The sequence below is a fragment of the Chryseobacterium tagetis genome, assembly GCF_016735585.2.
Classification (GTDB): Bacteria; Bacteroidota; Bacteroidia; order Flavobacteriales; family Weeksellaceae; genus Chryseobacterium; species Chryseobacterium tagetis.
Window position 1 is genome coordinate 273,819 of sequence record NZ_JAERSE020000006.1, and the last position, 13,081, is coordinate 286,899.

General features: G+C 35.2%; 11 protein-coding genes. 5 read left to right on the forward strand and 6 right to left on the reverse strand.

Annotated features, from left to right (window positions below; translation table 11 throughout):
• Nucleotides 1-8: 8 nt before the first annotated feature.
• The gene (locus tag JI747_RS20070) at nucleotides 9-2,390 is read right to left on the reverse strand and encodes a M1 family metallopeptidase (RefSeq protein WP_225690705.1); all 2,382 of its coding nucleotides are present in this window, start codon (nucleotides 2,388-2,390) and stop codon (nucleotides 9-11) included.
• A gap of 68 nt (nucleotides 2,391-2,458) precedes the next feature.
• Nucleotides 2,459-3,037, reverse strand: a complete 579-nt coding sequence (locus JI747_RS20075) for a HupE/UreJ family protein (protein ID WP_225690808.1) — start codon at nucleotides 3,035-3,037, stop codon at nucleotides 2,459-2,461.
• Nucleotides 3,038-3,110: 73 nt separating this feature from the next.
• Here JI747_RS20075 and JI747_RS20080 point away from each other — a divergent pair, with 73 nt between their 5' ends.
• A complete protein-coding gene (locus JI747_RS20080; RefSeq protein ID WP_225690707.1) occupies nucleotides 3,111-3,611 on the forward strand; it encodes a DUF6702 family protein in 501 nt (166 codons plus the stop codon).
• 6 nt (nucleotides 3,612-3,617) lie between these two features.
• Here JI747_RS20080 and JI747_RS20085 read toward each other — a convergent pair whose 3' ends face one another.
• The 3 genes from JI747_RS20085 to radA all read right to left on the reverse strand — a co-directional run bounded on the left by JI747_RS20085 (nucleotide 3,618) and on the right by radA (nucleotide 7,345).
• The gene (locus JI747_RS20085; protein ID WP_225690709.1) at nucleotides 3,618-4,211 is read right to left on the reverse strand and encodes an acyl carrier protein phosphodiesterase; all 594 of its coding nucleotides are present in this window, start codon (nucleotides 4,209-4,211) and stop codon (nucleotides 3,618-3,620) included.
• Nucleotides 4,212-4,279: 68 nt separating this feature from the next.
• The gene (locus tag JI747_RS20090; protein ID WP_225690711.1) at nucleotides 4,280-5,836 is read right to left on the reverse strand and encodes a zinc-dependent metalloprotease; all 1,557 of its coding nucleotides are present in this window, start codon (nucleotides 5,834-5,836) and stop codon (nucleotides 4,280-4,282) included.
• Nucleotides 5,837-5,992: 156 nt separating this feature from the next.
• On the reverse strand, nucleotides 5,993-7,345 hold the full coding sequence (gene radA, locus JI747_RS20095) for a DNA repair protein RadA (protein ID WP_225690713.1): 1,353 nt from the start codon (nucleotides 7,343-7,345) through the stop codon (nucleotides 5,993-5,995).
• 59 nt (nucleotides 7,346-7,404) lie between these two features.
• Here radA and JI747_RS20100 point away from each other — a divergent pair, with 59 nt between their 5' ends.
• From JI747_RS20100 to yidC, 4 genes are all read left to right on the forward strand, one after another.
• Nucleotides 7,405-7,812, forward strand: a complete 408-nt coding sequence (locus tag JI747_RS20100; RefSeq protein ID WP_225690715.1) for a hypothetical protein — start codon at nucleotides 7,405-7,407, stop codon at nucleotides 7,810-7,812.
• Nucleotides 7,813-7,873: 61 nt separating this feature from the next.
• Complete coding sequence (locus tag JI747_RS20105) at nucleotides 7,874-8,443, forward strand: YceI family protein (RefSeq protein WP_225690717.1); 570 nt, start codon at nucleotides 7,874-7,876, stop codon at nucleotides 8,441-8,443.
• Between the two features lie 147 nt (nucleotides 8,444-8,590).
• Nucleotides 8,591-10,198 (forward strand): CTP synthase, encoded by a 1,608-nt coding sequence (locus JI747_RS20110; protein ID WP_225690719.1) that lies wholly within the window; start codon nucleotides 8,591-8,593, stop codon nucleotides 10,196-10,198.
• A 261-nt stretch (nucleotides 10,199-10,459) separates the two neighbouring features.
• A complete protein-coding gene (gene yidC, locus JI747_RS20115; RefSeq protein WP_225690721.1) occupies nucleotides 10,460-12,250 on the forward strand; it encodes a membrane protein insertase YidC in 1,791 nt (596 codons plus the stop codon).
• A gap of 117 nt (nucleotides 12,251-12,367) precedes the next feature.
• Here yidC and JI747_RS20120 read toward each other — a convergent pair whose 3' ends face one another.
• Nucleotides 12,368-12,952, reverse strand: coding sequence for a ribonuclease HII (locus tag JI747_RS20120; RefSeq protein ID WP_225690723.1), 585 nt, complete (start codon nucleotides 12,950-12,952; stop codon nucleotides 12,368-12,370).
• Nucleotides 12,953-13,081 lie beyond the last annotated feature (129 nt).

The following is a 13,081-nucleotide window of genomic DNA, read 5'->3' on the forward strand; positions in this document are numbered from 1 at the left end:
AGATAATATTAGTTTTTCTTTCCTGCTGCCTGCATCGGATTTACTTTTCCGTTGGATGCGCCTCTTGCATTGCCACCTTCTTTTTGTTTAAATAATTGGAATTTGGAAACTTCAGCAGTTCCGTTATCATTGCTCCAGAAATTGTTTGAAGTATCAATATCGGCAGTTTCTCTCATTGGATCTAATTGAACTGACTTTAATTTTTTCTCAAAGTAATACGTCTTGGAAACTTTCTGCTCGTTCTGTCTCCAGATTTGTGCAGAAGATTTGTCAGTCAGCTTGGTTCCGTCTTCAAAAGTAAATTCAAGGATAATTGGCATTACCAAGCCTCCTTTGTTTACGAAATCGATCTGATACGCCGTAAGGTTTTTAAATTTGTCTTTTTCTTTGGCCGTTAAAGGTTCTGTACCTTCAGTTTTAGAAACATATTCTTTTTGGGTATCTACTTTTTCCTGACCTCTGTCGTATCTGTAATAGAAATCCTGAGCTTCTTTATCTTTATCTACGTAAAAAGTGATGTTCTTATCCTCTCTGTTTCTGACCTTTGAAATATCTTCAAACTCATTTTGCAGAGGTTTGTCAACTTTATATTTCGTTTCCGAAGCCTGTTTTGGAGCTGTTTCCAGATCAGGAGTCGCAATAGTTACTTTATCGATTGCGATATCTACAGGATCTGTTCCATAGAACCAGCCTCTCCAGAACCAGTCCAGATCTTCACCACTTGCATCTTCCATGGTACGGAAAAAGTCTGCAGGTTCAGGATGTTTGAATGCCCATCTTTTTGCATACGTTTTAAAAGCCTTATCAAAAAGCTCTCTTCCCATGATGGTTTCACGAAGGATATTCAATCCGGTTGCCGGTTTTGAATATGCATTCGGACCAAACTGGATAATGTTTTCAGAGTTACTCATGATAGGTTCCAGCTGATCTTTCGGAAGTTTCATATAATCAACGATCGTCCAGGCCGGTCCTCTTTTAGAAGGGAATTTATTGTCCCATTTTTCTTCCGTAAGATATTCTGTGAATGTATTCAGACCTTCATCCATCCAGCTCCATTGTCTTTCGTCTGAATTGATGATCATTGGGAAAAAGTTGTGCCCAACTTCGTGAATAACTACGCCCAACATTCCGTTTTTGATTCCTTCCGAATACGTTCCGTCTTTTTCCGTTCTTCCGTAATTGAAACAGATCATTGGATATTCCATCCCGTTGGATGCTTCCACAGACTGAGCAACAGGATACGGATAAGGAATTGTAAATTCAGAATAAGTTTTAATGGTATGTGCAACGGCTTTTGTAGAGAATTTTCTGTACAATCCGTAAGCTTCTTTAGGGTAGAAGCTCATCGCCATTACTTTATTATTGTTTTCAGGAATCGTAACTCCCATTCCGTCCCAAACAAATTTTCTGGAAGAAGTCCATGCGAAATCTCTTACATCATGTGCTTCAAAATTCCATGTTTTTCTTTGTTTTGAATGATTTTTCTCTGCTTTTTTAGCTTCATCAAGCGTTACAATTTCTACAGGCTCACTTGACGTTTTAGATTTGTTGTATCTCGCTAACTGATCTGATGTTAACACCTGATCGTAGTTTTTACATTCACCGGTTCCTCCTACAACGTGATCTGCAGGGACATTCATAGAAACTTTAAAATTTCCGAATACCAATGCAAATTCTCCTCTTCCAGTAAACTGGTGATTCTGCCATCCGTGGAAATCGCTGTATACGCACATTCTCGGATACCACTGGGTCATGGTGTACAAATCGTTTCCGTCTTCGGCGAAGTTTTCATAGCCGCCACGACCACCCATTTTCATTCGGTTGGGAATATTATAGTTCCAGTCGACTTTGAAAACCAGTTTTTCTCCTTTTTTCAGGACTTTAGGCAAATCAATACGCATCATGGTTTTGTTGACCGTATATTTTAACGGATTTCCCGAAGCGTCTGTTACTTTTTCAAGATTCACCCCATATCCGTTATCTTTTGCAGGCAATTCAGAAGCTTTAAGCTGCTGATCATTAGCTGCTTTCGGAAGGGTAGAAGAGGAAGGGAAATCTGCTTTTTTTACGGTAGACTGCTGATTTTCGTCCAGCTGAAGCCATATATAATCAAGATCATCCGGAGAATTATTGTAATAGGTAATGGTTTCCGATCCTTTCAGATTTCTTTTATCTTCATCAAGAAAAGCAGTGATGTCATAATCTGCCTTGTTTTGCCAATAAGCGTGCCCCGGAGCTCCGGAAGCTGTTCTGTACACGTTGGGAGTTGGTAAAATAGTTCCCAATTGTTCAAACCTGTTTCCGTGATTGCTTCCCGGATTATTCTGAATGTTTTGAGCAAAAGCACCGATGTAAAAAAGAACTGAAAGTGCTGAAACTTTAAATTTCATAACCGAAATGATTTAATTAATTTTCAAATATAATGATAAGTAGCTGAAAACTTGAAAATGTTTCAAGGCTAAAAAGGAATTCTTTCCAATGTCATTTTTAAGGATAAAGCGAAAACGCCTGATGAAACGAACAGGATCCAGTCTTTTTTATTGACTTTAAATAAGTTTAAAAGAATAAAAAGCAGAATAAGGATTCCGAAAACAATGGCAATCTGCCCGACTTCCAGTCCTACATTAAATCCTAAAAGAGGTAATGCGATGCTCTGACTTTTAGCAATCATCACTCTCGCCGTATTGGCAAATCCCATCCCGTGAATGAGCCCGAAAAACAAAGCTAAATAATAGTTGAGTTTGCTCTGAGACTGTTTTTTATTTTTCAGGAGAATATTTCCTAATGCTGTTAAAACGATCGTAAGCGGAATAAGAAATTCCACCCAGGCTGCAGGAACTCTTACAATATCTAAAATACTTAAAGCTAAAGTCACTGAATGACCAATTGTAAATGCGGTGACCAAAACCAATATTTTTTTCCAGTCACTGTACGAATAAACCGCGATAAGTGCTAGAACAAAAAGCTGATGGTCTAATGCATCTAATGAAATAATGTGTTCCCAACCAAGGTTTAAGTAGAATAGAAAATCCTGCATCATAATTTTACATAATAAAGGTTACGAAAATAATGATTAATTTCGGAACAGATTTTAGCAATGGGTTGATATTATGAAAAAGCTTTTGTTGTTTTTGTGCTGTATTTTTTTTCTTTTCTCTTTTAAAGAAGGGAAGCATCCTTATCATGTAGGTTCGGTAGAAATTAATTACAATTCCAAATCAAAGACTTTTGAAATTACAGGAAGGTTTTTTCTGGATGATCTTGAAAACGGACTGTCTCAAAAATACGGAAAGCCATTTCATTTCAATGATGAGAAATACAAAGCTCAGCTCAATGAAGCCTTAAAGAATTACACCGCTGAATATTTTAAACTGAAAACTGATAATAAGTTTTTAAAAATAAATTATGTAGGGTACGAGGAAGATAATGAATCTGTAAATTTTTATCTTGAATCGGAAGGGGTTGCTGCTCCTAAAAAAGTTGAAACGGCGGTGAGTTTTCTGTACAATTTATTTGAGGATCAGATTAATATTGTTCATATTATTGTCAACGGAAACAGGAAAAGTGAAAAGCTGACGTATCCGAACCGGTATTTATATCAGCAATTTTAGAATCAATTATCTTTCCATCTGTAACAATGCATTTTCTGCTTTTGCATGGGCAAGAAGATCTGGAAAGAAATCATCATAGCATTTCTGTAAAGTTTCTTTATGGTCAAGAAATGCCTGAAAGACCGGAATATCTTTTTCCAGATATTTAGCTTTATTCAGTACGTTTTGAATACTGAATTTGATTCCCCAATCTTCGCGATAATTGTACAGCCAGTCGTCATGCTCCATCTTTACAAGCATTCTTTTGAAGTTTTCAGGTAAGAATTCATTGTTTTCATTTAAAACCCTGTAGACTTTCAGCGAATGATCTTTCCACCCTTTTTCTGAATGTAAACTCAAATCGTTGGCTAAAAAATAATCCATTGCCACATCTACAAAAGCTCCTGCATATAATCTTACCAATGGACTGAATACTTTCTTGGCTTCATGAATGGCAGGATGTGAATCGGTAAAAGTATCAATGGCTCTATGCATTGTGATCCCATCCTGAATTTCTTTAGGAAAAGAAAATCGCTCTTTGTTCCGTATAAAGTCTTCCAGAAACTGACCGACAATTTGTCCGTCAGTAAATGAGAGAAAAGAATGGGCGAGATAATTCATAAACGAATATAAAAAAATCTCCAGTCATTAAAAAATAAAAGGAGACTTTAATTAAGTGGAATGATATTTTAATTTTTCAGGAATTTTTTACTTCCTACCAAAGTATTTTTCCCCGAATAGATATTAATAAAGTATTCTCCTCTTGGATATTTACTTATGTTTATCTCTTTTGAAGTGGTTTTCAGAAGAGTCTGTCCTGTTGCATTAATGATTTCGAAACTGTAGTTTTCTTTTTCATCAGTTGTAATATTGATGATGTCTTTTGCGGGATTGGGATAAATAGCAAATTCTTTAGTTTTTGTTCCTCTTTCTTCAATAGCCAGTATATCTGAAGTTACGCTAGGAGTGAACCCGGCAACCACACAGACAAAACGTGCAAAACCGTAAGCTTCATTGGCCGGATTTGTGCTTCCAATAGCAACACCTGTCGGATACGTATTATAATTGATCGCGGGATTTGCCCATCTGTTGATTCTTGTACAGCTTATTCCTGCGCTGGTACATTCATCATTGTAGGCCATAATGGTTCTCCATTTTTGAGCAGATGTTGCAGAAGTTCCGTTGGTAATAGCGATTGCATTGGTGTAACCGTGATGGTTGCTGCAAGGTGTTGTGCTTGTATCTACAAACCAGTCATGTCTCAATCCCATATTATGTCCCATTTCGTGAGCTAATGAATAATTGGAAACTGCACAATTATATAAAACGGCAGAAAAACCTGCTGTAGCTACATAGTTGGTTGGTGAAGTATTGACATATCCTAGTCCGCAAGTCGTGGTAGGAGTGGAGGTAACTAAAGAAACAAGATCGGCTCCGTAAGTTGTTCTTAGAGTATGAACATTATCCATATAACCATCTGCCGTAGCTCTCAATCTTGATAAATCTGTGCTTAAATCTCCGGATTCTGTGTAGGAAATAACCCCGGAATAGACCAGATTGATGGTTGCATTGGTAATTCCGGAATTGGTAAGTGCGGTATTGAAATTGGTAATCGCTGTTGCGATATAAGAATTACTTTGTGAAGTTCCTCCCCATGCTGTACTTGCCGCACTGGTGTAAACAACCATAACATCTACAGTGGATGCTGAACAGGCTGCAGTGCTTGAAGAACAAATATTGCTGTTGGTTTTGGCAGTTACTAAGTTTTCTATTGAAGATTTGTCAATGATCGTATCATCCGAAGAATCCTGGTCGATCAGTAATTTTTCTGCGACCTGAGAGATGGCAAATGTATTATCGTTTACCTGATGATACATTACTTTTTCTCCGGAGCCTGAAACGTACATTCCGGTGATAATATTGTCATATTTAGAAAGGACGAGTTCTGCGGAAGGATCGTTGGCAACTTTATAAGTATAAGATTCACTTTTATTGGTGTATCTGTAGATTTTGTCAAGTTTTGCAACAATTACCTGATCTTTCACTGTCGGGATTTTTAGATCCTGATTCAGATCAAATGAGGTCTGATTATAATATTGAGTATTATAATACGTTGTTGCAAGCTCTTTTGAAATTTTTTGTAACTCTTTTAAAGAACTGGTGGGAATCTTGTTTTGAAAATAGGTCTGCTGCGCAAAAGCTACTGAGGAAATCGCTAATGCTAAAATTGAGATTTTTGTTTTCATAAAATAAATATTTAAGTGTATCGGTTGTGTTTGTTTGGTTTTTATATAAAATTAATAATTTATTTCTAATGTTTGTGAATTTTTATTATGTTTCTCATAAAAAGAGTAGGGCGTTTTTCCTAAAGGAAAAACGCCCTACTCTTAAAAAAGTTTATCTTAAAAAAGTCTTTCGTGGAAATCCTCTATTTTACTTACTTCTTCGATCTTAATTCCGAATTTCTTCTTAGGAATTTTGTTGAGGTTGGAAACGAAAATTTTCTCATACCCCAGTTTCTCGGCTTCAGAAATTCTCTGTTCAGCCTGTGCAATCGGACGGATTTCACCGCTTAATCCTATTTCACCCGCAAAACAATAATGTTCAGAGATTGGAATATCTTCATTGGAGGAAAGAATAGAAGCTACGACAGCTAGATCTAAAGCAGGATCATCCGTTTTTATACCTCCGGTAATATTCAGGAAAACGTCTTTGGCGCCCAATTGGAAACCTGCTCTTTTTTCCAGTACAGCCAACAACATATTTAATCTTTTAGAATCAAAACCGGTACAGCTTCTTTGTGGAGTTCCGTAGACTGCAGAACTTACTAATGCCTGAATTTCCAATAGCATCGGTCTGTTTCCTTCTATCGTTACAGCAACCGAATTTCCGGAAAGCTCCTCAGATTTTTTTGTTATTAATATTTCGGAAGGATTTTTAATTTCTTTTAAACCTTGTGAGATCATTTCATAAATTCCGATCTCGGCGGTTGATCCGAAACGGTTTTTATTGGCTCTCAATAATCTGAAAAGGTGATTTCTGTCTCCGTCGAAATTCAGGACAACATCTACCATGTGTTCCAGTACTTTTGGTCCGGCAATTTGTCCGTCTTTTGTAATATGCCCCACTAAAAATACAGGAACATTATTTTCTTTGGCATATTTAATAATCTCATTGGAGCATTCTCTGATCTGCGAAACGGTTCCGGGAGAACTTTCAATCAGTTGAGACTGTAAGGTTTGTATAGAATCGATGATGACAAAATCGGGTTCTAATTTTTTAGCTTCATGAAGTATTTTTTCTAAAGAAGTTTCTGTGTAAAGAAAACAGTTCGGATTTTTTACGTCTGCTAAACGATCAGCTCGCATTTTGATTTGAGAAGCACTTTCTTCCCCGGAAACATAAAAGATTTTTTTCTTCATTTTCAGGGCAAGCTGAAGAAGCAAGGTAGATTTTCCGATTCCCGGTTCTCCACCGATTAAAGTGACCGATCCTAATACGATTCCGCCTCCCAATACTCTGTTGAGCTCATCAGAAGGTGTTTTTATTCTCGGTTCTTCGATGGCTTCAACTTCAATGATGTTGATGACGTGTTGTTTTGTTTTTGAAAAAGGCGGAGTTTTGTGCGAAGTCGTTTTTTCTACAATTTCTTCTACCAAAGTATTCCATTCACCACAATTTTTGCACTGTCCGACCCACTGAGGATACTGTGACCCACAGTTTTGACAGAAATATGCTGTTTTTAGTTTTGCCATACCGCGAAGTTCAAAATTTTTTTTGAATTTTTCTTTTGATTTTTAATTAATTTTCTAGCATGAAAAATATTTTTTTGAGTTTACTGATCTTTGTGGTGATGTCAATCTTGCACGCTCAGTTTACAGATTGGATGGTGAGATTTTTGAAGTTGCCTGGCGGAGATTATGGAATGTATTCTATATTTATACTGATTTTCTGTTCGGTAATCACAGCAATAGGATTGGTGACCGTTATTATTTTTAGAAGAAGTTATGAGTCAATTGTAAGAATTGCAATTTTATATGAAGCTATTTACTTGTTGTTTTTAATGATTTCAGGAAATAACCCTTTCACATATTTTTCAAATTCTACAAATGAAAATCTTTTAATGATTTTGATGTATATAAATTCATTGGTAGTGTTTTCTCTAATGTACCTAGTTCATTTAATCTATTCAAAAATAATTTTAGCAAAATCAAAAAACTAACATAGATCAAGGTCTGAATTCGCAATTAAAGAATAACTTTGTTAGTATAATAAATAAAGAAATGAGAAAACTATTTTTAACTTTTGTATTTGCGTTTATAAGTATTGTAAGTTTTGCGCAATCGGCTTGGGTGGTAGATCAAATGCATTCTTCAGTTAATTTCAATATTAAACATATGGGAATTAGCTTTGTGCAAGGAAAGTTTGATAAATTTGACGGGAAAGTTTCCACGGCAGGAAATAATCTGGATAAAGGTACATTTGATTTTATCGTATATCCTGCAACCATCAATACTGGAGTAGAGAAAAGAGATCAACACCTGATGAGTGCAGATTTCTTTGATGCAGAAAAGTTTCATGAGATAAAATTTGAAGGATTTACTGTAACAAAAGGAAAAGACAATACCTACACTTTGAGAGGGAAACTTACCATTAAAGATGTTACAAAAGAAATCAGCGTTCCTGCTACTTTTGGAGGTGTTGCAAAAAATCAGCAGGGAAAAGAAGTGTTGGGATTTCAGTCTAAATTTACCATCAACCGTTTAGATTATAATATCAAATATGATCCTACAGGAGCGGGAGTGGCTAAAGATGTAGATATCGCTTTATACTTTGAATTAATAAAACAATAATTTACTATATAATTTGGTTTGGGTGAAGGCTTTCAATAGATGTTGAAAGCCTTTGTTTTATCCCATTTTCAATGAATGTGAAATTTAAAATCACAACAAAATTGCTTTGTATTTCTTTTTCCCCTAACTTTGCACAAACCTAATCTAATGAGTAAAAAGAATACAAAGTACATCTTTGTGACAGGAGGTGTAACTTCATCTTTGGGAAAGGGAATCGTTTCAGCTTCTCTTGGACTTCTACTAAAATCACGTGGCTTCAACGTAACAATTCAAAAACTAGATCCTTACATTAATATCGATCCGGGAACTTTGAATCCTTATGAACACGGAGAATGCTATGTAACCGAAGATGGTGCGGAGACGGATCTGGATTTAGGACACTATGAGCGTTATCTTGATGCTCCAACATCCCAAAACAACAACGTTACGACAGGAAAAATCTACCAGACTGTAATTGAAAAAGAAAGAAAAGGAGATTTCCTTGGAAAAACAGTTCAGGTAATTCCTCATATTACGAACGAAATCAAACGCAGAATTAAAATCTTATCTAAACAGAACTATGATATCATTATTACTGAGATCGGTGGAACTGTCGGAGATATTGAATCTTTACCTTACATCGAAACTGTTCGTCAGTTGAAGTGGGAATTAGGTGAGAAAAATTCTATGGTGATTCACTTAACTTTATTGCCATACTTGGCTTCAAGCGGAGAATTAAAAACAAAACCTTCTCAGCATTCTGTTCGTCAGTTAATGGAAAGCGGAATTATGGCAGATGTTTTAGTTTGTCGTACAGAACATAAAATTCCGAAAGATCAGAGAGCAAAATTGGCTCAGTTCTGTAATGTTCCTTTAGATAATGTGATTGAATGTAAAGATTTGGAAACGATCTATGAAGTTCCGATGTACCTTCAAAAGCAAAACTTTGATGATGTAGTTTTAAAAGAATTAGATCTTAAAAGTGATAAAGAAGCAGATCTTAAAGACTGGAAATCTTTCTTAAAAAAATTCCAGAATCCTAAAAAATCTGTTGAAATTGCATTGGTTGGAAAATATGTATCTCTTCAGGATTCATACATTTCAATTGCTGAAGCTTTCAAACATGCAGGTGCGGATCTGGAAACTGAAGTGAAAGTAAGATGGGTGTACAGTGGAGATTTAACAGCTGACAACATTAAAGAAACTTTAAAAGATGTAGATGGAATTCTTGTCGCTCCAGGTTTTGGCGACAGAGGAATTGAAGGAAAAGTGCTGACTGCTCAATATGCAAGAGAAAATAAAGTTCCGATGTTGGGAATTTGTTTAGGAATGCAGATTATGACTGTTGAATTTGCGAGAAATGTTTTAGGCTATGCTAAAGCAAACTCAATGGAATTTGATACTTCTACAGAACATCCTGTAATTTCATTAATGGAAGAGCAGAAAAATGTTGTGGATAAAGGAGGAACTATGCGTCTTGGAGCTTGGAAATGTTCTTTGAAGAACGGTTCTAAATTAAACGACATCTACGGAGCTAAAAATATCACGGAAAGACACCGTCACAGATATGAATTCAACAGTGATTATATTGGTGAATTCGAGAAAAATGGTTTCTTAGCAACAGGTACAAACCCGGAAACTGGATTGGTAGAAGCGTTGGAAATGCCGGATCACCCATTCTATGTGGGAGTACAGTATCACCCGGAATATAAGAGTACGGTTGCAACACCGCATCCTTTATTCAGAGCTTTCATTAAAGCTTGTACTTCGAAATAAAGTAAAATTTTAATTGATAGACTTTATAACTTAACGAAACCTTATAGGTTTCAAAAACCTATAAGGTTTGAATATAAAGTAATTATTCGATTACAAACGTCATATATAAACTCAGACTGATTATTCTCAGCCTGAGTTTATTATATAGTAATAGATTAGACCATAGAGTTTTGATAAAAAAACAGTATTTTTGTCGACTCGAAAATGTATGTTATTTTGATATACATTTTAAATAGGTAAAAAATTTTAATTAAAAATAAAATGCAACAGAACAACGGACTCGATAAAAGTCAGATTATTAGTTTTGCGGTTTTATGTTTGGTTCTCTTCGGTTTTATGTTTTATTTCCAGAATAAACAATCGAAAGAGGAAGCAGTAAAAGCTCAGCAGCAAAAAACTGAACAGGCAAAAACTGCCGTAAAACAAACTCAGGCAAGCAATATCAATCCAAATGTAACTCCAAGCTCGATTCAAACGGCTAATTTGGCTAATAATGAATTAAAAATCGAATTCAATAGTTTAGGAGGGCAGGTTTCTAAAGTGGAACTTGCGGAATACAAAGCATACGATCGTAAAACGGATAAAGCTGATCTTCCACTTTACCTGATTACAAAAAATAATTCAAACTACGGTTTCCAGTTCAAGGATAAAACAGGAAAAGTAATCAATACTAAAGACTTAGTGTTTGCTCCGACTGTTAATGGAAATGCAGTAACAATGACTGCTAATTATAATGGAGCGGTTATCCAGTTTATTTATACACTTCTTCCAAAATATACATTAGATTTTAAAGTAAGAACTCAGGGTCTTGCTAAGATTACTTCTGATAATAAAGCAGATTTTCTTTGGGATTATAGTGTAAGAAATTTAGAAAAAGGTAGAGCTCAGGAACAGTCTCACTCAGAATTCTCGTATACTTTCAATAATTATAAAGATTATGATTATGATGGAAGAACAACGATGACTGAAGATAAAGAAACACTTAACTGGATTGGGGTAAAACAACAGTTCTTTGCTTCTGTGATTGAAGCTAAAAACGGATTTACACAAAGTAAAGGAAATCAGGAAACAGTTGAAGAAGGCGAATATTTGAAGAAACTAAACTATGAAGGTTTTGTTCAAATGGCAGGAAGCGAGCTGAACCAGGACTTTACATGGTATTTTATGCCGTTAGATTTACCTTTATTGAAATCTTACGATAAAAACTTTGACGAAATTCTTCCATTGGGTTGGTCTTTCATCGGATGGATGAACAGAGGATTCTTTATTCCTATTTATAACTTTATTGCATCTTGGGGATTAACTGCTGGTTGGGCAATTTTCTTATTGACAATCTTGGTTAAGTTAATCTTGTCACCAATTATGTATAAGCAGCATAAATTGAGTGCAATGATGAGAGTAATTCGTCCGGAAATTGATGAGGCAAATGCTAAATTCAAGGATGCGGATCCTATGAAAAAACAACAGGCTACGATGGAGATCTACCGAAAAGCGGGAGTGAATCAAATGGCTGGATGTTTACCTGCATTGGTTCAGATTCCTATTTTCTATGCATTATTCCGTTTCTTCCCGAACTTTATTGATTTAAGAGGAAAAGGATTCTGGTTTGCAAAAGACTTAACGGCTTATGATGATTTAATCAAATTACCATTCAAAATTCCATTCTTAGGAGATCACTTGAGTATTTTTGCATTGGCGTGTACAATCGTAATTTTAATTTACACCGTGATGACTTCAGGAAATATGCAGCAACCTCAACAGGAAGGAATGCCAAATATGAAAGTGTTGATGTACATTTTCCCTATTACATTCCTATTCTTCCTGAATACTTCTGCTTCGGGTCTTTCTTGGTACTATTTTGTATCAAACGCGATTAACATCTTGATTATCCTTGTAATTAAATATGTAATTCTGGATGAAAAGAAAATTCACGCACAGATTCAGGCCAATAAGGAAAAGCCTAAAACTGAAGGAAAGTTCCAAAAACGTATGAGAGAAATGATGGAAAAAGCTCAGGAGCAGCAAAAAGAGCAACAAAGAAATAAGAAATAAAATAACTTATTATAACAGAAAGAGAAGCAAATTATTGTTTCTCTTTTTTATTTAGAATGGATTTAAATTTCAAATAGTGGTGATAAAAATAAGATAATTCACTTTTTTATTTTGAACCTAATCATATTTTAATCTAAATGATTGACGATGATGTTTGGTAGGTCCGTGTTTGATCAAAGCTTCCTGGTGTTTTTTTGTAGCATAACCAAAGTTGGTATTCCATCCATATTCAGGATGTTCTTCATGAAGCTCGATCATTAATTGGTCTCTGTAGTTTTTCGCTAAAATCGAAGCTGTTGCAATAGACAGGACTTTTGAATCGCCTTTGATTATGCATTCATGAGGTATATAATTATAAGGATGAAATTTATTTCCATCTACTAATATAAGCTCTGGTCTTATGTGAAGTTGATCAAGTGCTTGATGCATCGCATGTATGCTGGCATTGAGGATATTATGCTGATCTATAAAAGAAGGCGAAAGTTCTGCAATCGCATAACTTTTAACATTGTCTTTAATATATTGATCAAGCTCCATTCTTATTTTGAAATTCAATTTTTTGGAGTCATTGATTAGGTTTTGCTCAAAGGTATCATCAAGAATTACAGCTGCTGCCACTACTGGCCCGCATAGACAACCTCTTCCAACCTCGTCACATCCTGCTTCAATATAATTATTTGTCCATTTTTTTAGTAATTCCATAAAAATGATTTTTTTTTCAAGGGTAAATTAGATAATTTTATAAAAATTGTGGTAAAAATAACATTTTTTTAGGGTTTTGTTTTGTTCTTTTAAGAAAGTTTCACAAATTTGTCTTTACAAAATTAATTT

Excerpts from the sequence above, each read along its gene's own strand:
- JI747_RS20100 (WP_225690715.1), top strand. The coding sequence starts at position 7,405 with ATGAAAAATATTTTTTTGAGTTTACTGATCTTTGTGGTGATGTCAATC.
- JI747_RS20090 (WP_225690711.1), bottom strand. The coding sequence starts at position 5,836 with ATGAAAACAAAAATCTCAATTTTAGCATTAGCGATTTCCTCAGTAGCT.
- JI747_RS20075 (WP_225690808.1), bottom strand. The coding sequence starts at position 3,037 with ATGCAGGATTTTCTATTCTACTTAAACCTTGGTTGGGAACACATTATT.
- radA (WP_225690713.1), bottom strand. The coding sequence starts at position 7,345 with ATGGCAAAACTAAAAACAGCATATTTCTGTCAAAACTGTGGGTCACAG.
- JI747_RS20070 (WP_225690705.1), bottom strand. The coding sequence starts at position 2,390 with ATGAAATTTAAAGTTTCAGCACTTTCAGTTCTTTTTTACATCGGTGCT.
- JI747_RS20080 (WP_225690707.1), top strand. The coding sequence starts at position 3,111 with ATGAAAAAGCTTTTGTTGTTTTTGTGCTGTATTTTTTTTCTTTTCTCT.
- JI747_RS20085 (WP_225690709.1), bottom strand. The coding sequence starts at position 4,211 with ATGAATTATCTCGCCCATTCTTTTCTCTCATTTACTGACGGACAAATT.
- JI747_RS20110 (WP_225690719.1), top strand. The coding sequence starts at position 8,591 with ATGAGTAAAAAGAATACAAAGTACATCTTTGTGACAGGAGGTGTAACT.
- JI747_RS20120 (WP_225690723.1), bottom strand. The coding sequence starts at position 12,952 with ATGGAATTACTAAAAAAATGGACAAATAATTATATTGAAGCAGGATGT.
- yidC (WP_225690721.1), top strand. The coding sequence starts at position 10,460 with ATGCAACAGAACAACGGACTCGATAAAAGTCAGATTATTAGTTTTGCG.
- JI747_RS20105 (WP_225690717.1), top strand. The coding sequence starts at position 7,874 with ATGAGAAAACTATTTTTAACTTTTGTATTTGCGTTTATAAGTATTGTA.